This window comes from Pseudomonas kitaguniensis (genome assembly GCF_009296165.1).
Lineage (GTDB): Bacteria > Pseudomonadota > Gammaproteobacteria > Pseudomonadales > Pseudomonadaceae > Aquipseudomonas > Aquipseudomonas kitaguniensis.
In genome coordinates this window covers 1-23967 of the sequence record NZ_VUAZ01000042.1, presented here as the reverse complement: position 1 = coordinate 23967, position 23967 = coordinate 1, and the positions used below count along the sequence as shown (strand labels likewise).

Sequence of the window (23967 nt, the reverse complement as noted above, 5' to 3'; positions counted from 1 at the left end):
ATTACGGAGCGTTGGCCCATGTCCTTTGCGGTAATTCAAATGGTCAGCCAGAGTGATGTGCTGGCTAACCTGGCCCAAGCGCGGCGCTTGCTGGAGCAAGCGGCGGCGGGTGGTGCGAGGCTGGCGGTGCTGCCGGAAAACTTCGCTGCCATGGGCCGTCGCGACGTGGCTGATATTGGTCGCGCCGAAGCATTGGGTGAAGGCCCGATACTGCCATGGTTGAAACAGGCCGCCCGCGACCTCACCTTATGGATAGTGGCCGGCACTTTACCGTTACCGCCCCAAGACCAACCTCACGCCAAGTCCAACGCTTGCTCGCTGCTGATCGATGACCGGGGTGAAATCGTCGCCCGCTACGACAAGCTGCACCTGTTCGATGTCGACGTCGCGGATGTTCGCGGTCGTTATCGTGAATCTGACGACTATGCTTTTGGCAGCAACGTAGTGGTGGCGGATACGCCGGTAGGGCGATTGGGCCTGACGGTGTGTTACGACTTGCGCTTCCCGGAGCTGTACAGCGAGTTGCGCGCGGCGGGGGCTGAATTGATTACCGCGCCCTCGGCGTTCACGGCGGTTACCGGCGCCGCGCATTGGGATGTGTTGATTCGTGCGCGGGCCATCGAAACCCAGTGTTACCTGCTGGCGGCAGCGCAAGGTGGCGTGCACCCAGGACCACGCGAAACGCATGGCCACGCGGCGATTGTCGACCCTTGGGGCCGTGTGCTGGCGCAACAGGATCAAGGCGAAGCGGTGTTGCTGGCCGCGCGCGACAGCAGCGAACAGGCGTCGATACGGGCGCGCATGCCGGTGGTCAACCATCGGCGCTTTTTCTCGCAGGGCGCGCAGCGGCCTGCTTCGGAACGATGAATTTAAGGCCAAACCTATGAGCGAGTTGTTGTCCTCAGTCAGTGAACACCTCCTGGCACCCGGTGGCGTGACCATCGAAAGCTTGCAAACCGTGCTCGGCGATCTGGCCGGGCCAGGCATCGACGCGGCCGACCTGTATTTTCAGGGGCAGATTTCCGAGTCGTGGGCCCTCGAAGACGGCATCGTCAAGGAAGGCAGCTTCAACCTTGACCAAGGTGTAGGCGTGCGTGCGCAGTCCGGTGAAAAAACCGGTTTTGCCTACAGCAACGCAATCACGCTGGAGGCCTTGGGGCTGGCCGCGCGTGCCGCGCGCTCGATTTCCCGCGCGGTCAACATGGCACGGTGCAGGCGTTCAGCACCCAGGACGTGGCGCAGTTGTACGCACCGGATAACCCGCTGGAAGTGATCAGCCGTGCGGAAAAAGTCGATTTGCTCAAACGAATCGATGCGGCCACCCGCGCCCTCGACCCGCGTATCCAGCAAGTGACCGTGAGCATGGCCGGTGTGTGGGAGCGCATTCTGGTGGCCTCCACCGACGGCGGGCTGGCGGCGGATGTACGGCCGCTGGTGCGCTTTAATGTCAGTGTGATCGTCGAGCAGAATGGTCGCCGCGAGCGCGGCGGCCACGGCGGTGGCGGGCGTACCGACTACCGTTATTTCCTCGCCGAAGACCGTGCCATGGGTTATGCCCGTGAAGCACTGCGTCAGGCGCTGGTCAACCTGGAAGCGATTCCGGCACCGGCGGGCACATTGCCGGTGGTGCTGGGTTCGGGTTGGTCCGGCGTGTTGCTCCACGAAGCGGTGGGCCATGGCCTGGAAGGCGATTTCAACCGTAAAGGCAGTTCGGCCTACAGCGGGCGCATGGGCGAAATGGTCGCGTCCAAGCTGTGCACGATTGTCGATGACGGCACCTTGGCCGGTCGCCGTGGCTCGCTGAGCGTCGACGACGAAGGCACGCCGACCGAGTGCACCACCCTGATCGAAAACGGCGTGCTCAAAGGCTACATGCAAGACAAGCTCAACGCGCGCCTGATGGGCGTTGCGCGCACCGGTAACGGCCGGCGCGAGTCCTACGCGCACTTGCCGATGCCGCGCATGACCAACACCTACATGCTCGGTGGCGAAAGCGACCCGGCGGAAATCATCGCTTCGGTAAAACGCGGTATTTATTGCGCCAACCTTGGCGGCGGCCAAGTGGACATCACCAGCGGCAAATTCGTGTTCTCCACCAGCGAGGCGTACCTGATCGAAGACGGCAAGATTACCGCGCCGGTCAAAGGGGCAACGTTGATTGGTAACGGGCCGGAAGCCATGAGCAAGGTGTCGATGGTCGGTAATGACCTGTCGCTGGACAGCGGCGTGGGCACCTGCGGGAAAGACGGGCAGTCGTTGCCGGTGGGTGTCGGCCAGCCAACCTTGAAAATTGATGCGATCACCGTGGGTGGCACGGGCTCGTAAGACGTGGAGCTTCGGGTGGCGAAGACCGCCACCCGCGGAAGAGGATCAGCGCAGGCCGCGTTGAGTCTCGTCCAGCTCACGGATGTATTTGAAAATTTTACGGCTGGTGGCCGGTGCCTTGTTTTGCGCCAGTTCGTGCTGGGCCTGACGGATCAGGGAGCGCAATTGCTGGCGGTCCGCGTCCGGATATTCCAGTACGAACTTCTCCAGCACCGCGTCATCGCCCGAGATCAGGCGGTCACGCCAACGTTCCAGGTTATGGAAACGTTCGTTGTACTGGCGAGTGGAGGCATCCAGTTGATCAAGCAATGTGAGGATCGCGTCAGTGTCCTGGTCGCGCATCAATTTGCCGATAAACATGATGTGCCGTTTACGCGCGATATTCGCGGTGTGCTTGGGCGCATCCGCCAGCGCCCGACGCATTTCGTCGGTCAAAGGCAGTTTTGCAACCAAATCCGGCTTGAGCGTTGTAAGGCGCTCGCCAAGGTCAACCAGAGCATGCAGCTCGCGTTTGACTTGGGTTTTGCTTTTCTCCCCATCGAGGGAGTCGTCGTAAGAATCAACCATGGTGGCAGTCCGCAAAGAAACGCCGCCATGATAACCAGTCGGGGGCCGCTTGTCCGGCCCGGTCGCTCGATGGCCTTAACCGAAAGCAGAATTTGAGTGGAGAAAACCATGAGTGCAGCCCAAAGCGTCGGTCCGCAAGCGTTACCGGCACTGCAGGAACAAGTCGAGCAGATCCTTGCCGAGGCCAAGCGCCAGGGCGCCAGTGCCTGTGAAGTGGCGGTGTCGCTGGAGCAGGGGCTGTCGACGTCGGTGCGCCAGCGAGAAGTGGAAACCGTCGAGTTCAACCGTGACCAGGGGTTTGGTATCACCTTGTACGTCGGCCAGCGCAAAGGCTCGGCCAGCACCTCGGCAAGCGGCCCGGAAGCGATTCGCGAGACCGTCGCCGCGGCGTTGGCGATTGCCAAGCACACCTCGGAAGATGAAAGCTCGGGGCTGGCCGACAAGGCGCTGATGGCCAAGGACTTGAAAGATTTTGATCTGTTTCACGCCTGGGACATCACGCCCGAGCAAGCCATTGAGCAGGCGTTGACCTGTGAAGCGGCGGCGTTCGACGCTGATGCGCGCATCAAGAATGCCGATGGCACCACCTTGAGTACCCATCAGGGCTGCCGTGTGTACGGCAACAGCCACGGTTTTATCGGCGGTTACGCCTCCACTCGCCATAGCTTGAGCTGCGTGATGATCGCCGAAGCCGACGGTCAGATGCAGCGTGACTACTGGTATGACGTTAATCGCAAGGGTGAGTTGCTGGCAGACCCGGCCAGCATTGGCCAGCGTGCCGCGCAACGTGCGGCGAGCCGCTTGGGCGCGCGCCCGGTGCCGACCTGTGAAGTGCCAGTGCTGTTTTCGGCCGAACTGGCGGGCGGCTTGTTCGGCAGTTTCCTCAGCGCGATTTCCGGTGGCAATTTGTACCGTAAATCGTCGTTCCTTGAAGGCGCACTCGGCCAGACGCTGTTTCCCGAATGGCTGACCATTGATGAGCGTCCGCACCTGATGCGCGCCATGGGCAGTTCGTCGTTCGACGGTGATGGCCTGGCGACTTATGCCAAGCCGTTCGTCGAGAAGGGCGAGTTGGTGTCCTACATCCTGGGCACTTATTCCGGTCGTAAACTCGGCCTGCCAAGCACCGCCAACTCAGGTGGCGTGCATAACCTGTTTGTAACGCATGGTGACGAAGACCAGGCGGCGCTGTTGCGGCGTATGGGCCGTGGCCTGCTGGTGACCGAGCTGATGGGCCATGGCCTGAATATGGTAACCGGTGATTACTCACGCGGCGCCGCAGGTTTTTGGGTAGAAAACGGCGAGATTCAGTTCGCCGTCCAGGAAGTGACCATCGCCGGCAACATGCGCGACATGTTCAAGCAGATCGTTGCCGTGGGTAACGACCTGGAGCTGCGCAGTAATATTCGCACGGGCTCTGTGCTGATCGAGCGAATGACCGTCGCCGGCAGCTAACCCTCCGACGCTTCGCTAAAAAGGCGCGCCATCCAACCGATGGCGCGCCTTTTTTTGTGCCTGTGTCACACGTGGATTAACATGCCACTCTTGTTTTGATTCTCAATATCATTTAATAATAAATATCATTACCGAATGAGTGTGGATCATGAGTTCTGTCCTGCATGAGGATCCGTACCAGGAAAGCTGGCGCTGGATGAGTCGTCAGATTCGCTGTGGCCTTGCCCCGGATGAGCCGCGCCTGATCGAGCATTACCTCAATGAGGGGCGATACCTGGCGTGCTGCAGCGCAACGCACCCGTGGACGATTGCCGAAACCTCATTCCGACTGCTGCTCGACACCGCCAGCGATATCGCCTTGCCCTGGCAGTGGCGATCCCTGTGCCTGGACCAGGCGTGGCGCCCATTGCGCGACCTCGAAAAACTCTCCCACTGTGCCTGCCGCCTCAAGCGCTGGCAGGCTTTTGCCTGGCAATTGGCGACCTGCCAATTGCTGCCTTCCCTTTCCGTTTCTGACCTGGTGCAAGGATCTAACGATGAGTAACACCCGTATCGAACGCGACAGCATGGGCGAACTGCAAGTGCCTGCCGAGGCCCTGTATGGCGCCCAGACGCAGCGCGCGGTGAACAACTTCCCGATCAGCCACCAGCGCATGCCGGCGCAATTCATCCGCGCCCTGATCCTGGCCAAGGTGGCAGCCGCCAAGGTCAACGTCGACCTGCAACAGATCAGCGCGGCGCAGGGCAAAGCCATTGTCGATGCCGCCCAAGGCTTGTTGGAAGGCGATTACATGCCGCATTTCCCGATCGACATCTTCCAGACTGGCTCCGGCACCAGTTCCAACATGAACGCCAACGAAGTGATTGCGACCCTGGCCAGCCGTTTGCTGGGCGAGGCGGTCAACCCCAATGACCACGTAAACTGCGGCCAGAGCAGCAACGACATTATCCCGACCACCATTCACGTCAGCGCAGCGTTGGTTGTGCATGAACAAACGTTGCCGGCTCTGCTGCACCTGGTGCAGGTGATCGAGCGCAAGGCTGAAGAAGTTCACCCGTTCATCAAGACCGGCCGCACCCACCTGATGGATGCCATGCCGGTGCGCATGAGCCAGGTGCTGAATGGCTGGGCGCAACAGCTCAAGGCCAATATCGGCCATTTGCAGGACTTGCTGCCGAGCTTGCAGGCCCTGGCTCAGGGCGGCACCGCCGTGGGGACCGGGATCAACGCACACCCAGAATTTGCCGCGCGCTTCAGTCAGCAACTGAGCAGCCTGACCGGCGTTAACTTCACGCCAGGCAAAAATCTGTTCGCGTTGATCGGCTCCCAAGACACCGCCGTAGCGGTGTCCGGCCAATTGAAGGCCACCGCCGTCTCGCTGATGAAAATCGCCAACGACCTGCGCTGGATGAATTCCGGCCCGCTCGCAGGCCTCGGTGAAATCGAGTTGGAAGCCCTGCAGCCTGGTTCGTCGATCATGCCCGGCAAGGTCAACCCGGTGATACCGGAAGCCACCGCGATGGTCGCTGCGCAAGTTATCGGCAATGACACGGTGATTACGGTGGCGGGTCAGTCCGGCAATTTCGAATTGAACGTGATGTTGCCGATCATCGCCCAGAACCTGCTCAGCAGCCTCGAACTGCTGGCCAACGCCAGCCGTTTGCTGGCCGACAAAGCCATCGCGAGCTTCAAGGTCAATGAGGCCAAGCTCAAGGAAGCGCTGTCTCGCAACCCGATTCTGGTCACTGCACTCAACCCGATCATTGGTTACCAAAAAGCCGCTGAAATCGCCAAGAAGGCCTATCAGCAAGGTCGACCGGTGATTGATGTCGCCCTCGAACACACCGACTTGCCCCGTAGCCAACTGGAAATCCTGCTGGACCCGGAAAAGCTCACGGCTGGCGGCGTGTAATTACCGACTCTGCTTTGGAGGCTCACCATGGAGCACTGGAAACGCACGATCGAACGCGCCAATCGCTGCTTTATGCAGGGCGAGTTGGTCGACGCTCGCGAGGCCTATTTGCAAGCCCTGGCCCTGGCTCAGGTGTTATTCGAACGCTGGGCGGATGCTGACGAAGCAGTGGCGGCTTGCGTCATTTCCCATCACAACCTGGCGGACTTGCACCTGCGCCTTAACCAGCCCGAGGAAAGCGCCGAATACCTTTGCGCCATCCACCAGCGCTTGTTGCAAACGCTGCAGGACACACGCCTCAGCCCGCAATTGCGCGAGGCGGCGCTGCGCCAGAGCAGCAAGACCTACGTCGAACTGTTGAATTTTATCAGCGATCACGGTGAGTACCCGCGTACTCACCGCCTGCTGGGCGGCACCGCTGCGCACGCGAGTGCGGCGACTCGCAACAGTCCTTATTACGGAGCACATTGATATGTCCTACACCTTGCCTGCCTTGCCTTACGCCTACGACGCCCTGGAACCGCATATCGATGCGCAGACCATGGAAATTCACTACACCAAACATCACCAGACCTACATCAATAACCTCAATGCAGCGGTCGAGGGCACCGAATTTGCCGGCTGGCCGGTCGAGAAGCTGGTGGCCAGCGTTCAGCAATTGCCGCAAACGCTGCGCGCCGCAGTCATCAACCAAGGCGGCGGCCACGCTAACCATTCTCTGTTCTGGGCGGTGATGTCACCCACCGGCGGCGGCAAACCCGAGGGCGAATTGGGCCAGGCGATAGAGGCGCAGTTGGGCGGTTTCGAGCGGTTCAAAGAGGCCTTCACCAAGGCCGCGTTAACGCGTTTCGGCAGCGGCTGGGCTTGGCTCAGCGTCACCCCACAAAAGACCCTGGTAGTAGAAAGCAGTGGTAATCAGGACAGCCCTTTGATGAACGGCAACACGCCGATCCTCGGCCTGGACGTGTGGGAACATGCCTATTACTTGCTTTACCAGAACCGTCGCCCGGAATACATCAACGCGTTCTACAGCGTTATCAATTGGCCAGAAGTCGCCGCCCGCTATGAAGCCGCCTTGGCCTGACTTTTCCCTCCAACACGACCTAAGGCCGACTATGGGCACTGAAACACTGGCGATCAGCAGCGTGCGAATGTTTCGTTATGCGTTTGGCTCGCTGCTGCTATTGGCAGGTACTGCATTGCTGGTGGCCAACGCAATAGCCTGGCTCGGCTTGGAGCCACGCATACTGCGTGCCTTGCAGGGCGGGGCGATCTGCGCGCTTGGCACGGCGCTCGGTGCACTGCCGGTATTGGTTATTCGTCGTATGCCGGTGGCGCTGAGCGATACCCTGTTGGGCTTTGGTGCCGGAGTGATGTTGGCGGCGACGGCCTTTTCGCTGATCGTGCCGGGCATTGCCGCCGCTGAAAGCCTCGGCTTGTCGCCTTGGGGCGCGAGTGGTTTGATCAGCCTTGGCATCATGCTCGGGGCATTCGGGCTGTATTTGGTCGACCGCAAAGTGTCCGGCGCCAGCCCGGAGATGTTGGTGGGCGCGCCGGGTAAACCGGTGATTCCCCCGCGCATCTGGCTGTTCGTGTTTGCGATCATTGCCCATAACATCCCGGAAGGCATGGCGGTGGGCGTTTCCGCAGGCGGGGGCATGCCGGATGCCGACAGCTTGGCCATGGGCATAGCCCTGCAGGATGTGCCAGAGGGCTTGGTGATTGCGCTGGTGTTGGCGGGGGCAGGCATGTCGCGCGCCAAGGCATTTTTGATCGGTGCCGCGTCAGGCCTTGTCGAGCCGGTGTTTGCCGTGCTGTGCGCTTGGCTGGTGAGCTTGGCCGAAGTATTGCTGCCCTTGGGGCTGGCGTTGGCCGCGGGCGCGATGCTGTTGGTGGTCACCCATGAAGTGATCCCCGAATCGCGGCGTAATGGCCACGAAAAGCTCGCCAGCCTTGGCTTGTGCATCGGGTTTTGCTTGATGATGGTGATGGATACCGCATTGGGCTGAGGCCATTGCGGCCTCGTACCTGCCTCGGTGGGTGAGTTTACTCACCCTCATCAAAGAAGTTATTGATCAGCGCCACCAGTGCGTCCATGGCTTCCTGTTCTTGCTCGCCTTCGGTCTTCAGGTGAATCCTGGTGCCTTTGCCGGCGGCCAACATCATCATCGCCATGATGCTTTTGCCGTCGACCATGGTTTCCGGCGTGCGCCCGGCGCGGATCTGGCAGGGGAATTGCCCGGCAACACCGACGAATTTTGCCGAAGCGCGGGCATGCAGGCCCAGTTTGTTGATGATTTCAATTTCCAGAGCGGGCATCGCGCAGGTGTTCCTTTCAGCTAAGGTCGCGGTGGCGAACCTGGACGTTCTTGAGGGTTTGTTGCAGCACCTGGCCCAACCGTTCGGTCAGGTAGACGGAGCGATGGTGGCCGCCGGTGCAACCGATGGCAATGGTCACGTAGGCGCGATTACTCGCGGCAAAGCGCGGCAGCCATTTGAGCAGGTAACTGGAGATGTCCTGATACATCTCTTCGACATCCGGTTGCGCAGCCAGGTAATCGGCCACGGGCTTATCCAGCCCGGACTGTTCACGCAGCTCTGGCTTCCAGTAAGGGTTGGGCAGGCAGCGCACATCAAACACCAGGTCGGCATCCACCGGCATGCCGCGCTTGAAGCCAAAAGACTCAACCAGAAATGCCGTACCAGGCTCCGGTTGATTCAACAGCCGCAGCTTGATCGCATCACGCAACTGATAGAGGTTCAGGCCTGTGGTGTTGATCTTGAGGTCGGCGAGGTCAATGATCGGCCCGAGCAGGTTGGTCTCGTCCTCAATAGCTTCGGCCAACGAGCGGTTGGCGCTGCTGAGGGGGTGCCGCCTGCGTGTCTCGGAGAAGCGCTTGAGCAGCGTTTCTTCATCGGCATCCAGGTACAGCACATCGCAATGAATATGCTTGGCGCGCACTTCCTCAAGCAATTGCGGGAAGCGCACCAGATGGCTGGGCAGGTTACGCGCGTCAATCGACACGGCAACCAACGGTTGCGCCAGTTCGGTGTGAATCAGCGCGCGTTCCGCCAGTTCCGGCAGCAGGCCGGCCGGCAAGTTATCGATGCAATAGAAGCCGCTGTCCTCAAGAACGTTGAGGGCGGTACTTTTACCCGAGCCGGAACGGCCGCTGACGATGATCAAGCGCATGATTACTGCCCGTTTTGTTCGTCCAGGACAACCTGATAGAGCGCCTCGTTGCTACTGGCACTGCGCAGTTTGTCGCGTACTTCCTTGCGGTCCAGCATGCTGGCGATCTGCCGGAGCAGCTCCAGGTGTGCATCGGTAGCGGCTTGCGGGACCAGCAGAACGAACAGCAGGTCGACCGGCGCACCGTCGATGGCGTCGAAATCGATGGGTTTTTCCATGTGCAGCAGGGCGCTGACAGGCGATTCACAGCCTGGCAGGCGGCAGTGCGGGATGGCGATGCCGTTACCAAAACCGGTCGATCCGAGTTTTTCACGGGCAATCAGCGACTCGTAAACAACTTGCTCATCCAGATCAGGCACTTCGCGGCTGATCAGTTTGGCAATTTCTTCGAGGGCTTTCTTTTTACTGCCGCCCGGCACGTTCACGAGGGAACGGCCGGGGGTCAGGATGGTTTCAAGTCGGATCATGGGGGGAGAGTTAACGACCTGTACCTTGCATCAGGTGCAGATTCTTTTCCTTATGCTTTATGAGTTGGCGGTCCAGCTTGTCGTAGAGCGAGTCAATCGCCGCGTACATGTCGTCATGTTCCGCATTGGCGACGACCTTGGCATTCGGTATGTGCAGGGTGGCCTCGATTTTCTGCTTGAGCTTGTCGACCTCCATGATGACCTGCACGTTGGTGATCTTGTCATAATGCCCCGCAAGCTTGTTCAGCTTGCTCTCGGTGTACTCACGCAGGGGCTTGGTGACTTCCAGTTGGTGTCCACTGATGTTGACTTGCATACAGCTTCTCCTTCGTTGCCAGTGCATAAAGCGACAGGCAGAAATGCCTGCCACTGGAACGCTGTGGCCCGCCCGTCACATCAAACGTTTACGCTCGCTGGAAGGCGCGATCCCAAGGGACTCGCGGTATTTGGCGACGGTTCGACGGGCGACCTGAATGCCTTGTGCCTCCAGTAAACCAGCGATCTTACTGTCACTCAATGGCTTTTTCTGATTTTCCGCGGCAACCAGTTTTTTGATGATCGCGCGGATCGCCGTGGACGAGCATTCACCGCCTTCGGAGGTGCTGACGTGGCTTGAGAAAAAGTATTTCAACTCATAAATACCGCGAGGGGTATGCATGAATTTTTGCGTGGTAACCCGCGAAATCGTTGATTCGTGCATGCCCACCGCTTCGGCGATGTCGTGCAGTACCAAGGGTTTCATCGCCTCGTCGCCATATTCCAGGAAGCCGCGCTGGTGCTCGACGATCTGGGTAGCCACTTTCATCAGGGTTTCGTTGCGGCTTTGCAGGCTCTTGATGAACCAGCGCGCTTCCTGCAACTGGTTGCGCATGAAGGTGTTGTCGGCGCTGGTGTCGGCGCGGCGCACAAAACCAGCATATTGCGGGTTGACCCGCAGGCGTGGCACCGACTCCTGGTTCAGCTCCACCAGCCAGCGCTCGTTGTCTTTGCGCACGATTACATCGGGAACCACATATTCAGCTTCACTGGACTCGATCTGTGAGCCCGGGCGCGGGTTGAGGCTCTGCACCAACTCGATGACCTGGCGCAGGTCGTCTTCCTTTAGCTTCATGCGGCGCATCAGTTGGCTGTAATCGCGGCTGCCCAGCAGGTCGATGTAGTCGGTTACCAGGCGCTGGGCTTCAGCCAGCCAAGCGGTTTTGGCAGGCAGTTGGCGCAGTTGCAGCAATAAGCACTCGCTGAGCGTGCGCGCGCCGATACCGGCAGGCTCGAACTGTTGGATGCGGTGCAGGACGGCTTCGATTTCGTCCAGCTCAATGTCCAGTTCCGGGTCGAAGGCCTCAAGAATTTCCTCAAGGCTTTCGTCCAGGTAGCCCTGATTGTTGATGCAGTCGATCAGCGTCACCGCGATCAGGCGATCGGTATCCGACATCGGTGCCAGGTTCAGTTGCCAGAGCAAGTGGCTCTGCAAGCTCTCGCCAACAGACGTACGGGTGGTGAAGTCCCACTCGTCATCATCGTTGCTCGGCAGGCTGCTGGCGCTGGTCTGGTAAACGTCTTCCCACGCAGTGTCCACGGGGAGTTCGTTGGGAATGCGTTCATTCCATTCGCCGTCCTCAAGGTTATCCACCGTAGGGGCGGTTTCCTGGTAGGAGGGTTCCTGAACATCAGCGTTGGGTTTTTGCTCGATGTTATCGGCCAGCGGGTCTGCATTATCGAAGTCGTCGCCTTCTTCCTGGCGTTCGAGCATCGGATTGGACTCCAGGGCCTCCTGGATTTCCTGTTGCAGGTCCAGGGTCGACAATTGGAGCAGGCGGATGGCCTGTTGCAGCTGCGGTGTCATCGTCAGCTGCTGGCCCATTCTCAGGACTAGCGATGGTTTCATGGCAGGGGCTTAACACCTTATTCGCCGGCGCAATGCGCCATCCACGACAGGGCGCGTGAGCGCCAAACATAAGCAAATTATATGCCTGATATCCAGTGCTTTGCCTAGAGCGCGGTAACAATAAAAAAATCGAGCTTTTTATTGACTCCCGCGCACCCAGGCGCAAGGCCGGACACCACCGTACTTACAGGCGGAACTCGTGGCCCAGGTAAACTTCCTTGACCAGTTCGTTGGCCAGGATGGTGGCTGAGTCGCCTTCGGCAATCAGCTGGCCATCGTTGACGATATAAGCTGTTTCACAAATATCCAGGGTCTCACGCACGTTGTGGTCGGTGATTAGTACACCGATGCCCTTGGCCTTGAGGTGATGGATGATCTGCTTGATGTCGCCAACCGAGATAGGGTCAACGCCGGCAAACGGTTCGTCCAGCAGGATAAATTTCGGCGCAGTGGCCAGCGCACGGGCGATTTCTACACGGCGACGCTCACCACCCGACAAGCTCATGCCGAGGTTGTCGCGAATATGGTTGATGTGGAACTCCTGCAGCAGGCTTTCCAGTTCCTGGCGGCGGCCGTCACGGTCGAGTTCCTTGCGGGTCTCAAGGATCGCCATGATGTTATCGGCGACCGACAGTTTGCGGAAGATCGACGCTTCCTGGGGCAGATAGCCGATACCTGCGCGCGCACGACCGTGCATCGGCTGGTGGCTTACGTCCAGGTCGTCGATCAATACGCGGCCTTGATCCGCCTGGACCAGCCCTACAATCATGTAGAAGCAAGTAGTCTTGCCTGCACCGTTGGGGCCGAGCAGGCCGACGATCTGGCCGCTGTCGATCGACAGGCTGACATCGCGCACGACCTGGCGGCTTTTATAGGCCTTGGCCAAATGCTGGGCTTTCAGGGTTGCCATTAATTGGCCTTCTTCGCAGCGGGTTTAGGCGCAGGGGCGGCGGCGTCTTTCTGCTTCGGCTGGATAACCATGTCGATACGCGGTTTCGGCGTACCGATTTTCGCGCCGGTCGCACGACCCGCCTGAGCGATCTGTTTCACCGTGTCGTAGGTGATTTTTTCACCGTCGGTGGTGTTGCCATCGCTGCTCACGACACGCGCTTGATCGATCAGAATGATGCGATTTTGCTGGGCGTGATACTGGATGGTCCTGCCGTAGCCCTTCATCGGGGCAGGGTCTGCGGCGGCCTGCTTCTGTTCGAAGTAGGCAAGGTTGCCCACCGACGTTACCACGTCGATCTCGCCCGCCGGGGTACGCGTGAGCGTCACTGTATTGCCAGTGATTTTCATCGAACCTTGGGTGATGATCACGCCGCCGGTGTAGGTGGCCACGCCTTGTTTGTCATCCAGCTGAGCATCGTCAGCCTGAATGTGGATCGGTTGCTCGCTATCGTTCGGCAGAGCCCAGGCGCTCACGCTTCCCAGTGCTGCGCCCAGACTGAGCAAAATAGGGAGAGTTTTAACGAGCCTCATACTGTCCTCTTACGTTCGATAGCAGGTGTATCCTGCTTTCTTTCAAATACGCTTTCATTCCCTTGCCAGTCGATACACCGCCAGCGCCGTCGATTCTAACGTCTTGCTCGGTCTGCGCATATTGCTGTTGTGGGAAAACGGTCATGCGACTGCTGGTAATGATGGTGTCGCGGTTCTGGTCGTCAGTGCGCGCAACGCGTACCGAGTCGATCAATTCTACCTGCGTACCATCCGGGTTGACCTCGCCACGCTTGCTGGTGACGTGCCACGGAAATTCGGTGCCACGGTAAAGGTTCAGGTCCGGGTTGGTCAGCAAGGTGACTTCGGAGGCCTTCAAATGCTCGACTTTGTCCGAGGTCATTTCGTACTGCACCTTGCCGTCTGGCAAGAACTGCACGCTGTAGGCGTTGGTCGCGTAATAGTCGATAGCGCCTTCATCCACCTGTGCAACAGGCTTGTCGAGGAAGCGCTCCGGGCTGATATTCCAGTAGCCCACCGCCAGGAACAGCGCGGCGATCACTCCGAATAACAGGAAGTTGCGAATCTTTTTGCTCAGCATAAAACGCTCTATAGGTAGGCGGCGTGGGCCGCTTCAAGACTGCCTTGGGCGCGCAGGATCAACTCGCAGAACTCGCGGGCTGCACCTTCACCGCCTCGTGCGCTGGTAATGCCATGCGCATGTTCACGCACAAAAGCCGCAGCATTCGCGACGGCCATGCCCAGACCCACCCGGCGAATCACCGGCAGGTCGGGCAGGTCGTCACCCAGGTAGGCGACCTGCTCATAGCTTAGGTTGAGTTGGCCAAGAAGCTCGTCCAGAACCACCAGTTTATCCTCGCGGCCCTGATACAGGTGAGGAATCCCGAGGTTTTGTGCGCGGCGTTCCACAACCGGTGTTTTTCGACCGCTGATAATCGCTGTTTGCACGCCGGCCGCCATCAACATTTTGATGCCTTGGCCGTCGAGGGTATTAAACGTCTTGAATTCGCTGCCGTCTTCGAGAAAGTACAGGCGGCCATCGGTCAGCACGCCGTCGACGTCGAAAATCGCCAGTTTGATGTTTTTACCGCGTTGCAGCAGGTCGCTGGTCATTTACATCACTCCCGCACGCAGCAAGTCGTGCATGTTCAGGGCGCCGATCGGGCGGTCGTCGCTATTGACCACCACCAGTGCGCCAATCTTGTGGTCTTCCATGATCTTCAGCGCTTCGGCTGCAAGCATCTCGGGGCGGGCGGTCTTGCCGTGTGGCGTCATCACCGCATCAATGGTTGCCGTGTGAATATCAATAGTGCGGTCCAGCGTGCGGCGCAGGTCACCGTCGGTGAACACCCCGGCCAGGCGCCCGTCGGCTTCCAGGATCACGGTCATGCCGAGGCCCTTGCGGGTCATTTCCATCAGCGCGTCCTTGAGCAAGGTGCCACGCTGCACGTGGGGCAATTCGTCACCCGAATGCATGACGTTTTCAACTTTCAGCAGCAGGCGACGGCCCAAGGCGCCGCCAGGGTGCGAAAACGCAAAGTCTTCAGCGGTAAAGCCGCGAGCTTCCAGCAGTGCCACGGCCAACGCATCGCCCATGACCAGCGCAGCCGTCGTCGAGGAGGTTGGCGCCAGGTTCAGCGGGCAGGCTTCATGTGCCACATGCACGTTCAGGTTCACTTCGGCGGCCTTGGCCAGCGTGGACTCCGGGTTGCCGGTGACGCTGATCATTTTGATGCCCAAGCGTTTGATCAGCGGCAGCAGGGTCACGATTTCGTTGGTAGTGCCGGAGTTCGACAACGCCAGGATGATGTCATCCTTGGTGATCATGCCCATGTCGCCGTGGCTGGCTTCGGCCGGGTGCACAAAAAAAGCCGTGGTGCCGGTGCTTGCCAGTGTGGCGGCGATCTTGTTGCCGACGTGGCCGGATTTACCCATGCCGAGCACGACGACACGGCCTTTGCTGGCCAGAATCATTTCGCAGGCGCGTACGAAGTCCGCGTCGATATGGGCCAGTAAACCCTCTACGGCTTCAAGCTCGAGGCGGATAGTGCGTTGTGCGGATTGAACAAGCTCGCTGGATTGGCTCATGTCTGAAATCGTATAGCCTGACGAAAAGGCGGCGATTATAGCGGTAATGATCAATTCCCTCACGCAAGTTCGTCAGGCTTTATTCGGCAGGTGCCGAGATTCGTACTCAGCAGCGTTTTTTGCCTGTCCTTAATCTGAACGAGCGCTGTTCCGGCCTTGGGGGCTTCCTGTCAGCGGTGATATAGTTCGCCGCCAGTTCGGTCCGCCAACATCATGTAGCTAAATATTACGCGTTCGTGCAAACGAAAGTCGCAACCGTGGTGTCTGAGTGAAAGGCTGCATCCCAAGGAGATTAGATGAGTGCCGATAACGCCTACGCGGTCGAGCTGAAGGGCCTTACCTTCAAGCGCGGGACGCGCAGCATCTTCAATAACGTCGATATTCGCATTCCCCGCGGCAAGGTCACGGGCATTATGGGGCCTTCCGGTTGCGGTAAGACCACCCTGTTGCGCCTGATGGGCATGCAACTGCGGCCCAGCGCCGGCGAAGTGTGGGTCAACGGTCAGAACCTGCCGAAGCTTTCGCGCAGTGATCTGTTCGATGCGCGCAAGCACATGGGCGTGTTGTTCCAGAGTGGCGCGCTGTTCACCGACCTCGATGTGTTCGAAAACGTAGCGTTCCCACTGCGGGTGCACACCCAGCTGTCGGACGAGATGATTCGTGACATTGTGTTGCTGAAACTGCAGGCCGTGGGGCTTCGTGGTGCCGTCGACTTGATGCCCGATGAATTGTCCGGTGGCATGAAGCGCCGTGTTGCGCTGGCGCGAGCCATTGCTCTCGACCCGCAGATCCTCATGTACGACGAGCCGTTTGTAGGTCAGGACCCGATCGCCATGGGCGTTTTGGTGCGCCTGATCCGCCTGCTCAACGATGCGCTTGGAATCACCAGCATCGTGGTTTCTCACGATTTGGCCGAGACCGCGAGCATCGCTGACTACCTTTATGTAGTCGGCGATGGTCAAGTGTTGGGGCAGGGCACGCCTGAAGAGCTGATGAACGCCGACAACCCGCGTATTCGCCAATTCATGACCGGCGATCCCGACGGCCCGGTGCCTTTTCATTTTCCGGCAGCGGACTACCGCTCAGATCTTCTGGGGAAGCGCTGATGCGCAAAACATCTTTACTCGAAAAGGTTCGCCTTTTTGGTCGCTCCGGTATCGACATTGTCGGAGTGCTGGGGCGTTCGACGATTTTCCTGTTTCACGCATTGCTTGGCCGTGGCGGCATCGGCGGCGGTTTCGGCCTGTTGCTCAAACAGCTGCACTCGGTAGGCGTGATGTCCCTGGTGATCATCGTGGTCTCCGGGATTTTCATCGGCATGGTGCTGGCGTTGCAGGGCTTCAATATTCTCGCAAGCTACGGTTCGGAGCAGGCGGTGGGGCAGATGGTTGCGCTGACGCTGTTGCGCGAACTCGGCCCGGTGGTGACCGCGTTGCTGTTTGCCGGGCGTGCAGGTTCTGCACTGACCGCCGAGATCGGCAACATGAAGTCCACCGAGCAGTTGTCCAGCCTTGAGATGATCGGCGTGGACCCGCTCAAGTACATCGTTGCCCCACGCCTGTGGGCCGGTTTCATTTCCCTGCCGCTGCTGGCGATGATTTTCAGCGTGGTCGGTATTTGGGGCGGTTCCTGGGTCGCGGTTGACTGGTTGGGCGTCTATGACGGCTCTTACTGGGGCAACATGCAAAACAGTGTGACCTTCAGCGGCGACGTGCTCAACGGCATCATAAAAAGCATCGTTTTCGCTTTTGTCGTCACCTGGATCGCCGTATTTCAAGGCTATGACTGTGAGCCCACTTCGGAAGGGATCAGTCGCGCCACCACCAAGACCGTTGTATACGCCTCGTTGGCGGTACTGGGCCTTGACTTCATTTTGACTGCCTTGATGTTTGGAGATTTCTGATGCAAAACCGCACTGTTGAAATCGGTGTCGGCCTTTTCTTGCTGGCTGGCATCCTGGCTTTACTGTTGCTGGCCCTGCGGGTCAGCGGCCTTTCGGCCAGCCCTACGGCCGACACTTATAAACTTTATGCGTACTTCGACAATATCGCCGGTTTGACTGTCAGAGCTAAAGTGACCATGGCCGGTGTAACCATCGGCAAGGTCACGGCAATCGATCTGGATCGCGACAGCTTCACCGGCCGAGTCACCATGCAATTGGACAAGAAGGTAGATAACCTGCCGACCGACTCCACTGCATCTATTCTCACCGCGGGTTTGCTGGGCGAAAAGTACATCGGCATCAGCGTGGGTGGGGAAACAGACCTGCTCAAGGATGGTTCGACAATCCACGACACACAGTCGTCGCTGGTGCTTGAAGACTTGATTGGTAAATTCCTGCTCAATACGGTCAATAAAGACGCCAAATGAGGAATCTGTTCATGATCTCTACCTTGCGACGTGGCCTGCTGGTGCTGCTGGCAGCACTGCCGATGATGGCCAACGCGGCGGGTTCTGCGCACGATCTGGTGCAGGACACGACCAACAGGATGTTGGCTGACTTGACGGCCAACAAAGAGCAGTACAAGCAAGACCCTACCAAGTTCTACGAAGCGTTGAATACGATTGTTGGCCCGGTGGTCGATGCCGAAGGCATTTCCCGCAGCATCATGACGGTCAAGTATTCGCGCAAGGCTACGCCTGCGCAGATGCAGACCTTCCAGGAAAACTTCAAAAAGGGCCTGTTCCAGTTCTACGGCAACGCCCTGCTTGAATACAACAACCAGGGTATTACCGTTGCTCCAGCCGGTGATGAGTCGGGTGATCGCACCAGCGTCAACATGACCGTCAAAGGCACCAACGGCGCTGTTTACCCTGTGCAATACACGCTCGAGAAGGTCAAGGGCGAGTGGAAGCTGCGTAACGTGATCATCAACGGCATCAACATCGGCAAGTTGTTCCGTGATCAGTTCGCTGACGCTATGCAGCGCAATGGCAACGACCTGGACAAGACCATCAATGGTTGGGCCGGTGAAGTCGCCAAAGCCAAAGAAGAAACCGACAAACAAGCTGCCGGGAAGCCTGCGCAATGACCGAGTCGGCTGTTCGTCTTGGCGACGCCGGCGAGTTGTTCCTCAGTGGCGTGCTCGATTACCGCACCGGGCCTGACCTGCGCAAGCAGGGCCAAGCGCTGATCGATAGCAGCACCGCGCCCGCGCTGGTGGTAGATTGCTCGGCGGTAACCAAATCCAGCAGCGTTGGTTTGTCGTTGTTGTTGTGCTTCATGCGTGATGCGCAAGCGGCCGACAAACCGCTGAGCATCCGTGCGATGCCCGAAGACATGCGTGAAATAGCCAAGGTTTCCGGTCTGACCGAGCTGTTGGCACACCCTTAATAGCCATTATCAAGAAAGCCCCCCGTCAGAGTCCTGCTATGCGGGGTTCGCAGGCGCGGGGCTTTTTTGTATGATGTGCGACCCGTGCGCACTGGGCGCCGATAGAGGTTGAGCATGCAGGCCTACGAAGTTAAGAGTTTCCTTGAAGAAAAGCTGCCGGAAAACCTTTCTTCACAAGTGCAGGTTGAAGTTGAAGGCGAAGGCTGCAACTTCCAGCTGAACGTGATTAGCGATGAACTGGCGGCACTGAGCCCGGTCAAGCGTCAACAGCAGATCTATGCCCATTTGAACCCGTGGATCACCGATGGCAGCATCCACGCGGTCACTATGAAATTTTTCAGCCGCGCGGCCTGGGCCGAGCGCACCTGAGCCCCCAAGGCGTCGAGATTCTTATGGATAAATTGATTATTACCGGCGGTGCCCGCCTAGATGGCGAGATTCGCATTTCCGGTGCGAAAAACTCTGCCCTGCCGATTCTGGCGGCGACCCTGCTGTGCGATGGCCCGGTCACCGTGGCCAACCTGCCGCACCTGCACGACATCACCACCATGATCGAGCTGTTCGGTCGCATGGGCATTGAGCCGGTGATCGACGAAAAACTGTCCGTCGAAATCGACCCGCGCACGATTAAAACCCTGATCGCCCCGTACGAATTGGTTAAAACCATGCGTGCGTCGATCCTGGTACTAGGCCCAATGGTTGCCCGTTTCGGTGAAGCCGAAGTCGCTCTGCCTGGCGGTTGCGCCATCGGTTCACGTCCGGTCGACCTGCACATCCGTGGCCTTGAAGCCATGGGCGCGACCATCGACGTCGAAGGCGGCTACATCAAGGCCAAGGCGCCGGAAGGCGGCTTGCGCGGTGCGAACTTCTTCTTTGATACCGTCAGCGTGACCGGTACCGAGAACATCATGATGGCGGCTGCCCTGGCCAACGGCCGCAGCGTGTTGCAAAACGCCGCGCGCGAGCCGGAAGTGGTCGACCTGGCTAACTTCCTGATCGCCATGGGTGCCAACATCACTGGCGCCGGCACCGACACCATCACCATTGAAGGTGTCAAACGCCTGCACTCGGCCACCTACAAAGTGATGCCGGACCGTATCGAGACCGGCACCTACCTGGTGGCTGCTGCCGTTACCGGTGGCCGCGTCAAGGTCAAGGACACTGATCCGACCATCCTTGAAGCGGTGTTGGAAAAGCTCAAGGAAGCCGGTGCTGAAATCACCACCGGTGATGACTGGATCGAGCTGAACATGCACGGCAAGCGGCCAAAAGCCGTTAATGTGCGTACCGCTCCGTACCCGGCGTTCCCGACCGACATGCAGGCGCAGTTCATTTCCTTGAACGCCATTGCTGAAGGCACCGGTGCCGTGATCGAGACCATCTTCGAAAACCGCTTCATGCACGTCTACGAACTGCACCGCATGGGCGCCAAGATCCAGGTCGAAGGCAACACTGCCATCGTCACCGGTATCGACAAGCTCAAGGGCGCGCCAGTGATGGCTACCGACCTGCGTGCCTCGGCCAGCCTGGTCATTTCGGCATTGTGCGCTGACGGTGACACGCTGATCGACCGCATTTACCACATCGACCGTGGTTACGAATGCATCGAAGAAAAACTGCAGATGCTCGGCGCCAAAATCCGTCGCGTTCCGGGCTAGTCCCAGGCGCTGCGAACACCACTACCGTGGCGAGCGGGCAAACCCGCTCGCCACAGGACAGTAATAGCCTGTTGAAGGACTGACGTTTTCCATGTTGACCATCGCACTGTCCAAGGGCCGCATCCTTGACGACACTTTGCCGCTTCTGGCTGAAGCGGGCATCGTGCCGACCGAGAATCCGGACAAAAGCCGCAAGCTGATCATCCCCACGACCCAGGATGACGTTCGCCTGCTGATCGTACGGGCTACCGACGTGCCGACTTACGTTGAACATGGCGCGGCCGACCTCGGCGTCGCCGGCAAAGACGTGCTGATGGAATACGGTGGCCAGGGTCTGTATGAGCCCCTCGACCTGCGTATCGCCCTGTGCAAGCTGATGACCGCCGGCCGTGTCGGTGACGTCGAGCCCAAAGGCCGCCTGCGCGTGGCAACCAAGTTCGTCAACGTCGCCAAGCGCTACTATGCCGAACAAGGCCGTCAGGTCGACATCATCAAGCTCTACGGCTCGATGGAGCTGGCGCCACTGATTGGCTTGGCTGACAAGATCATCGACGTGGTCGACACCGGTAACACGCTGCGTGCCAACGGTCTTGAGCCGCAAGATTTTATTGCTGACATCAGCTCCCGCCTGATCGTCAACAAAGCCTCGATGAAGATGCAACACGCGCGTATCCAGGCATTGATCGACACCCTGCGCCAGGCAGTGGAGTCTCGACACCGCGGCTGACTCACCCGCGTAGCTGAAAGGCTGCGCCCGTCTATCCGCCTCATAGCCAGAATTCTCAGGTGCCCAAGCGGATCGGCTGCTAACGTTCGGCGCCTGAGCATTTTTTGCCAATCCTATGAGGCCCTCGCTATGACCACGTCCACTGCAATTGCCCGACTCAACGCTGCCGACCCGGATTTCGCCAAGCATCTGGATCATCTGCTGAGCTGGGAAAGCGTGTCCGACGACTCGGTCAACCAGCGAGTACTCGACATCATCAAAGCCGTGCGCGAGCGCGGTGACGCGGCGCTGGTGGACTTCACGCGCCAGTTCGATGGCCTCGACGTGGCGTCGATGTCGGACCTGATCCTGCCGCGCGAGCGCCTGGAGTTGGCCCTGACGCGCATCACCGCGCCGCAGCGCGAAGCCTTGGAAGTCGCGGCGACACGCGTGCGCAGCTACCACGAAAAGCAAAAGCAGGACTCGTGGAGCTACACCGAGGCCGACGGCACCGTGCTCGGCCAAAAGGTCACGCCGCTGGACCGCGCCGGTCTATACGTGCCGGGTGGCAAAGCGTCTTACCCGTCGTCGGTGCTGATGAACGCGATACCGGCCAAAGTGGCAGGCGTGACCGAAGTGGTCATGGTGGTGCCGACCCCGCGCGGTGAAATCAACGAGCTGGTCCTGGCGGCTGCGTGCATTGCAGGTGTCGACCGCGTGTTCACCATCGGCGGCGCCCAAGCGGTTGCGGCCTTGGCCTACGGCACCGAAAGCGTGCCGAAGGTCGATAAGGTGGTCGGCCCCGGCAACATCTACGTCGCCACCGCCAAGCGCCATGTGTTTGGCCAGGTGGGTATCGATATGATCGCCGGGCCTTCGGAAATCCTCGTGGTGTGTGACGGCCAGACCGACCCGGACTGGATCGCCATGGACCTGTTCTCCCAGGCCGAGCACGACGAAGACGCCCAGGCGATTCTGGTCAGCCCGGATGCCGAGTTCCTCGACAAGGTCGCCGCCAGCATTGATAAGCTGCTGCCAACCATGGAGCGTGCCGAGATCATCGAAAAGTCGATCAATGGCCGTGGCGCGCTGATTCTGGTGCGCGACATGCACCAGGCCATCGAAGTGGCCAACCGTATTGCCCCTGAGCACCTGGAACTGTCGGTGGCGGACCCGCAAACCTGGCTGCCGTCGATTCGTCACGCAGGCGCGATCTTCATGGGCCGCCACACCAGCGAAGCGCTGGGCGATTACTGCGCCGGGCCGAACCACGTGCTGCCGACCTCCGGCACCGCGCGCTTCTCGTCGCCGCTTGGGGTGTATGACTTCCAGAAGCGTTCGTCGATCATCTTTTGCTCGCCGCAGGGCGCTTCCGAGCTGGGCAAAACCGCCTCGGTGCTGGCCCGTGGTGAATCCTTGAGCGCCCACGCACGTAGCGCTGAGTACCGTATCCTCGACGAAAAAGGTAACTGAGATGAGCAAATTCTGGAGCCCCTTCGTCAAGGACCTCGTGCCTTACGTACCCGGCGAGCAACCCAAGCTGGCCAAGCTGGTCAAGCTCAACACCAACGAAAACCCCTACGGCCCATCGCCCAAGGCGTTGGCCGCGATGCAGGCCGAGCTGAATGACAACTTGCGCCTGTACCCGGACCCCAACAGCGACCTGCTCAAGCAGGCGGTGGCCAAGTATTACGCGATCGACGCAGGCAACGTGTTCCTCGGCAACGGTTCCGATGAAGTGTTGGCGCACATCTTCCACGGCCTGTTCCAACACGACTTGCCGCTGCTGTTCCCGGACATCAGCTACAGCTTCTATCCGGTTTACTGCGGCCTCTACGGCATCACGTCCGACCCCGTGCCGCTGGATGAGCAGTTCCAGATTCGTGCAGCGGACTACGCCAGGCCCAACGGCGGGATCATCTTCCCCAACCCTAACGCGCCCACCGGCTGCGTGCTGGCATTGGACGCAGTGGAGCAGATCCTCAAGGCCAGCCCGGATTCGGTGGTGGTGGTCGATGAAGCCTATATAGACTTCGGCGGCGAAACGGCCATTAGCCTGGTGCACCGCTACCCGAACCTGCTGGTGACTCAAACCCTGTCCAAATCGCGCTCCCTGGCCGGTTTGCGCGTGGGCCTGGCCGTGGGCCACCCGGACCTGATCGAAGCGCTGGAGCGGGTCAAGAACAGCTTCAACTCCTACCCGCTGGATCGCCTGGCGATTGTTGGCGCGGCGGCGGCGTTTGAGGACCGTGAGTACTTCGAGAAAACCTGCCAGCAGGTGATTGATAGCCGTAACCTGGTGGTTGCCCAACTCGAAGCTAAAGGTTTTGAGGTGTTGCCGTCAGCGGCCAACTTCATCTTCGCGCGCCACCCGCAACACGACGCGGCCGGCCTTGCGGCAAAGCTGCGCGAGCAAGGTGTGATCGTGCGGCACTTCAAGCAGGCGCGGATTGCGCAGTTCCTGCGCATCAGCATCGGCACGCCGGATCAGAACCAAGCGCTGATTGATGGCTTGGGCGAGCTCTAAGCCACACTGAAGCTGTAAAAAATATGGGAGGTGCTGCTGCATCTTTGATGTGGCGCTGTCGCGCATCGGACTGGCTCGGGGTGTTGTTCAGGTTGGGTATATATCCGTTATTTGGGTGATGGCTTATATCGGTTTCCTGCCGGGTTACCCACGGATTCAAGCCTGCGTGCGCCATCTGTTAACGGGGCGCTTCTTAGATCAAGATCACAAAGATACAAGAAGCAAGAGACACGGCGGCCTGAAAGCCGACCTGAGTGGTTGAAGCAGATCAAGGGCGGGTTTTGCATACACGGCAGATCTGCTTTTTTTGCTTTTTGTGGGAGGGCTTGTCCCGATAGCAGTTTTACAGTTGATACATGAGTTTGACTGACCGCCGCCTGGGAGCAAG

At 59.3% G+C, this 23967-nt stretch carries 28 protein-coding genes and 1 pseudogene; 18 read left to right on the top strand and 11 right to left on the bottom strand.

The annotated features are described in order from the left end of the window. Positions 1–18: 18 nt before the first annotated feature. On the top strand, positions 19–867 hold the full coding sequence (locus F0169_RS08240) for a carbon-nitrogen hydrolase family protein (protein ID WP_058414337.1): 849 nt from the start codon (positions 19–21) through the stop codon (positions 865–867). A gap of 16 nt (positions 868–883) precedes the next feature. Beyond that, positions 884–2325: pseudogene (tldD, locus tag F0169_RS08235) on the top strand (metalloprotease TldD). Between the two features lie 45 nt (positions 2326–2370). Here tldD and yjgA read toward each other — a convergent pair. Beyond that, the gene (yjgA, locus tag F0169_RS08230; RefSeq protein ID WP_058414335.1) at positions 2371–2892 is read right to left on the bottom strand and encodes a ribosome biogenesis factor YjgA; all 522 of its coding nucleotides are present in this window, start codon (positions 2890–2892) and stop codon (positions 2371–2373) included. Positions 2893–3000: 108 nt separating this feature from the next. On the opposite strand from yjgA, the gene pmbA reads away from it, so the two are divergent. The 6 genes from pmbA to F0169_RS08200 all read left to right on the top strand — a co-directional run bounded on the left by pmbA (position 3001) and on the right by F0169_RS08200 (position 8269). Beyond that, the gene (pmbA, locus tag F0169_RS08225) at positions 3001–4347 is read left to right on the top strand and encodes a metalloprotease PmbA (protein WP_122250493.1); all 1347 of its coding nucleotides are present in this window, start codon (positions 3001–3003) and stop codon (positions 4345–4347) included. 148 nt (positions 4348–4495) lie between these two features. After that, the gene (locus F0169_RS08220) at positions 4496–4891 is read left to right on the top strand and encodes a FagA protein (protein WP_152746212.1); all 396 of its coding nucleotides are present in this window, start codon (positions 4496–4498) and stop codon (positions 4889–4891) included. After that, positions 4884–6260, top strand: a complete 1377-nt coding sequence (locus F0169_RS08215; protein ID WP_152746211.1) for a class II fumarate hydratase — start codon at positions 4884–4886, stop codon at positions 6258–6260. Before F0169_RS08220 ends, F0169_RS08215 begins: the two co-directional genes overlap by 8 nt. 27 nt (positions 6261–6287) lie before the next feature. Continuing rightward, positions 6288–6731 (top strand): hypothetical protein, encoded by a 444-nt coding sequence (locus F0169_RS08210; protein ID WP_152746210.1) that lies wholly within the window; start codon positions 6288–6290, stop codon positions 6729–6731. A gap of 1 nt (position 6732) precedes the next feature. Next, complete coding sequence (locus tag F0169_RS08205; protein ID WP_058414330.1) at positions 6733–7344, top strand: superoxide dismutase; 612 nt, start codon at positions 6733–6735, stop codon at positions 7342–7344. 31 nt (positions 7345–7375) lie between these two features. Continuing rightward, positions 7376–8269, top strand: coding sequence for a ZIP family metal transporter (locus F0169_RS08200; RefSeq protein WP_152746209.1), 894 nt, complete (start codon positions 7376–7378; stop codon positions 8267–8269). Positions 8270–8306: 37 nt separating this feature from the next. On the opposite strand, the gene F0169_RS08195 is transcribed toward F0169_RS08200, so the two are convergent. From F0169_RS08195 to F0169_RS08150, 10 genes are all read right to left on the bottom strand, one after another. Next, positions 8307–8579: an HPr family phosphocarrier protein gene (locus tag F0169_RS08195; protein WP_058414328.1), complete on the bottom strand. Its 273-nt coding sequence runs from the start codon at positions 8577–8579 to the stop codon at positions 8307–8309. Positions 8580–8595: 16 nt separating this feature from the next. Then, positions 8596–9453 (bottom strand): RNase adapter RapZ, encoded by an 858-nt coding sequence (gene rapZ / locus F0169_RS08190; protein WP_058414327.1) that lies wholly within the window; start codon positions 9451–9453, stop codon positions 8596–8598. 2 nt (positions 9454–9455) lie between these two features. After that, on the bottom strand, positions 9456–9920 hold the full coding sequence (gene ptsN / locus F0169_RS08185; RefSeq protein WP_058414326.1) for a PTS IIA-like nitrogen regulatory protein PtsN: 465 nt from the start codon (positions 9918–9920) through the stop codon (positions 9456–9458). A gap of 10 nt (positions 9921–9930) precedes the next feature. Beyond that, complete coding sequence (gene hpf, locus F0169_RS08180; RefSeq protein ID WP_058414325.1) at positions 9931–10236, bottom strand: ribosome hibernation-promoting factor, HPF/YfiA family; 306 nt, start codon at positions 10234–10236, stop codon at positions 9931–9933. A gap of 75 nt (positions 10237–10311) precedes the next feature. Then, complete coding sequence (locus F0169_RS08175) at positions 10312–11805, bottom strand: RNA polymerase factor sigma-54 (protein WP_058414324.1); 1494 nt, start codon at positions 11803–11805, stop codon at positions 10312–10314. Positions 11806–11989: 184 nt separating this feature from the next. Next, complete coding sequence (gene lptB, locus F0169_RS08170; RefSeq protein ID WP_004372092.1) at positions 11990–12715, bottom strand: LPS export ABC transporter ATP-binding protein; 726 nt, start codon at positions 12713–12715, stop codon at positions 11990–11992. Continuing rightward, positions 12715–13287, bottom strand: coding sequence for a lipopolysaccharide transport periplasmic protein LptA (gene lptA / locus F0169_RS08165; protein ID WP_058414323.1), 573 nt, complete (start codon positions 13285–13287; stop codon positions 12715–12717). The genes lptB and lptA overlap by 1 nt, the downstream gene beginning before the upstream one ends. Beyond that, positions 13274–13846, bottom strand: a complete 573-nt coding sequence (gene lptC / locus F0169_RS08160; RefSeq protein ID WP_058414322.1) for an LPS export ABC transporter periplasmic protein LptC — start codon at positions 13844–13846, stop codon at positions 13274–13276. Before lptC ends, lptA begins: the two co-directional genes overlap by 14 nt. A gap of 8 nt (positions 13847–13854) precedes the next feature. Beyond that, complete coding sequence (locus F0169_RS08155; protein WP_058414321.1) at positions 13855–14379, bottom strand: KdsC family phosphatase; 525 nt, start codon at positions 14377–14379, stop codon at positions 13855–13857. Beyond that, positions 14380–15354, bottom strand: a complete 975-nt coding sequence (locus F0169_RS08150; protein WP_058414320.1) for a KpsF/GutQ family sugar-phosphate isomerase — start codon at positions 15352–15354, stop codon at positions 14380–14382. Positions 15355–15650: 296 nt separating this feature from the next. On the opposite strand from F0169_RS08150, the gene F0169_RS08145 reads away from it, so the two are divergent. The 10 genes from F0169_RS08145 to hisC all read left to right on the top strand — a co-directional run bounded on the left by F0169_RS08145 (position 15651) and on the right by hisC (position 23579). Beyond that, on the top strand, positions 15651–16460 hold the full coding sequence (locus F0169_RS08145; RefSeq protein ID WP_058414319.1) for an ATP-binding cassette domain-containing protein: 810 nt from the start codon (positions 15651–15653) through the stop codon (positions 16458–16460). Beyond that, a complete protein-coding gene (gene mlaE, locus F0169_RS08140; protein WP_058414318.1) occupies positions 16460–17257 on the top strand; it encodes a lipid asymmetry maintenance ABC transporter permease subunit MlaE in 798 nt (265 codons plus the stop codon). Before F0169_RS08145 ends, mlaE begins: the two co-directional genes overlap by 1 nt. Then, entirely contained in the window at positions 17257–17724 is a 468-nt protein-coding gene (gene mlaD / locus F0169_RS08135; protein WP_058414317.1) for an outer membrane lipid asymmetry maintenance protein MlaD, read from the top strand. Before mlaE ends, mlaD begins: the two co-directional genes overlap by 1 nt. An 11-nt stretch (positions 17725–17735) precedes the next feature. Next, positions 17736–18386 (top strand): MlaC/ttg2D family ABC transporter substrate-binding protein, encoded by a 651-nt coding sequence (locus F0169_RS08130; protein ID WP_058414316.1) that lies wholly within the window; start codon positions 17736–17738, stop codon positions 18384–18386. After that, complete coding sequence (locus tag F0169_RS08125; protein ID WP_058414315.1) at positions 18383–18688, top strand: STAS domain-containing protein; 306 nt, start codon at positions 18383–18385, stop codon at positions 18686–18688. Before F0169_RS08130 ends, F0169_RS08125 begins: the two co-directional genes overlap by 4 nt. A 114-nt stretch (positions 18689–18802) precedes the next feature. After that, positions 18803–19057: a BolA family protein gene (locus F0169_RS08120; RefSeq protein ID WP_058414314.1), complete on the top strand. Its 255-nt coding sequence runs from the start codon at positions 18803–18805 to the stop codon at positions 19055–19057. Positions 19058–19080: 23 nt separating this feature from the next. Continuing rightward, positions 19081–20346 (top strand): UDP-N-acetylglucosamine 1-carboxyvinyltransferase, encoded by a 1266-nt coding sequence (gene murA / locus F0169_RS08115; protein ID WP_058414313.1) that lies wholly within the window; start codon positions 19081–19083, stop codon positions 20344–20346. 91 nt (positions 20347–20437) lie between these two features. Beyond that, complete coding sequence (gene hisG, locus F0169_RS08110) at positions 20438–21073, top strand: ATP phosphoribosyltransferase (RefSeq protein ID WP_027604802.1); 636 nt, start codon at positions 20438–20440, stop codon at positions 21071–21073. Positions 21074–21202: 129 nt separating this feature from the next. Then, positions 21203–22525, top strand: a complete 1323-nt coding sequence (hisD, locus tag F0169_RS08105) for a histidinol dehydrogenase (RefSeq protein WP_058414312.1) — start codon at positions 21203–21205, stop codon at positions 22523–22525. 1 nt (position 22526) lies between these two features. Next, positions 22527–23579: a histidinol-phosphate transaminase gene (gene hisC / locus F0169_RS08100; protein WP_152746208.1), complete on the top strand. Its 1053-nt coding sequence runs from the start codon at positions 22527–22529 to the stop codon at positions 23577–23579. Positions 23580–23967 lie beyond the last annotated feature (388 nt).

Coding starts and splice junctions, on each gene's coding strand:
- F0169_RS08240 (WP_058414337.1), top strand. CDS start 19: ATGTCCTTTGCGGTAATTCAAATGGTCAGCCAGAGTGATGTGCTGGCT.
- yjgA (WP_058414335.1), bottom strand. CDS start 2,892: ATGGTTGATTCTTACGACGACTCCCTCGATGGGGAGAAAAGCAAAACC.
- pmbA (WP_122250493.1), top strand. CDS start 3,001: ATGAGTGCAGCCCAAAGCGTCGGTCCGCAAGCGTTACCGGCACTGCAG.
- F0169_RS08220 (WP_152746212.1), top strand. CDS start 4,496: ATGAGTTCTGTCCTGCATGAGGATCCGTACCAGGAAAGCTGGCGCTGG.
- F0169_RS08215 (WP_152746211.1), top strand. CDS start 4,884: ATGAGTAACACCCGTATCGAACGCGACAGCATGGGCGAACTGCAAGTG.
- F0169_RS08210 (WP_152746210.1), top strand. CDS start 6,288: ATGGAGCACTGGAAACGCACGATCGAACGCGCCAATCGCTGCTTTATG.
- F0169_RS08205 (WP_058414330.1), top strand. CDS start 6,733: ATGTCCTACACCTTGCCTGCCTTGCCTTACGCCTACGACGCCCTGGAA.
- F0169_RS08200 (WP_152746209.1), top strand. CDS start 7,376: ATGGGCACTGAAACACTGGCGATCAGCAGCGTGCGAATGTTTCGTTAT.
- F0169_RS08195 (WP_058414328.1), bottom strand. CDS start 8,579: ATGCCCGCTCTGGAAATTGAAATCATCAACAAACTGGGCCTGCATGCC.
- rapZ (WP_058414327.1), bottom strand. CDS start 9,453: ATGCGCTTGATCATCGTCAGCGGCCGTTCCGGCTCGGGTAAAAGTACC.
- ptsN (WP_058414326.1), bottom strand. CDS start 9,920: ATGATCCGACTTGAAACCATCCTGACCCCCGGCCGTTCCCTCGTGAAC.
- hpf (WP_058414325.1), bottom strand. CDS start 10,236: ATGCAAGTCAACATCAGTGGACACCAACTGGAAGTCACCAAGCCCCTG.
- F0169_RS08175 (WP_058414324.1), bottom strand. CDS start 11,805: ATGAAACCATCGCTAGTCCTGAGAATGGGCCAGCAGCTGACGATGACA.
- lptB (WP_004372092.1), bottom strand. CDS start 12,715: ATGGCAACCCTGAAAGCCCAGCATTTGGCCAAGGCCTATAAAAGCCGC.
- lptA (WP_058414323.1), bottom strand. CDS start 13,287: ATGAGGCTCGTTAAAACTCTCCCTATTTTGCTCAGTCTGGGCGCAGCA.
- lptC (WP_058414322.1), bottom strand. CDS start 13,846: ATGCTGAGCAAAAAGATTCGCAACTTCCTGTTATTCGGAGTGATCGCC.
- F0169_RS08155 (WP_058414321.1), bottom strand. CDS start 14,379: ATGACCAGCGACCTGCTGCAACGCGGTAAAAACATCAAACTGGCGATT.
- F0169_RS08150 (WP_058414320.1), bottom strand. CDS start 15,354: ATGAGCCAATCCAGCGAGCTTGTTCAATCCGCACAACGCACTATCCGC.
- F0169_RS08145 (WP_058414319.1), top strand. CDS start 15,651: ATGAGTGCCGATAACGCCTACGCGGTCGAGCTGAAGGGCCTTACCTTC.
- mlaE (WP_058414318.1), top strand. CDS start 16,460: ATGCGCAAAACATCTTTACTCGAAAAGGTTCGCCTTTTTGGTCGCTCC.
- mlaD (WP_058414317.1), top strand. CDS start 17,257: ATGCAAAACCGCACTGTTGAAATCGGTGTCGGCCTTTTCTTGCTGGCT.
- F0169_RS08130 (WP_058414316.1), top strand. CDS start 17,736: ATGATCTCTACCTTGCGACGTGGCCTGCTGGTGCTGCTGGCAGCACTG.
- F0169_RS08125 (WP_058414315.1), top strand. CDS start 18,383: ATGACCGAGTCGGCTGTTCGTCTTGGCGACGCCGGCGAGTTGTTCCTC.
- F0169_RS08120 (WP_058414314.1), top strand. CDS start 18,803: ATGCAGGCCTACGAAGTTAAGAGTTTCCTTGAAGAAAAGCTGCCGGAA.
- murA (WP_058414313.1), top strand. CDS start 19,081: ATGGATAAATTGATTATTACCGGCGGTGCCCGCCTAGATGGCGAGATT.
- hisG (WP_027604802.1), top strand. CDS start 20,438: ATGTTGACCATCGCACTGTCCAAGGGCCGCATCCTTGACGACACTTTG.
- hisD (WP_058414312.1), top strand. CDS start 21,203: ATGACCACGTCCACTGCAATTGCCCGACTCAACGCTGCCGACCCGGAT.
- hisC (WP_152746208.1), top strand. CDS start 22,527: ATGAGCAAATTCTGGAGCCCCTTCGTCAAGGACCTCGTGCCTTACGTA.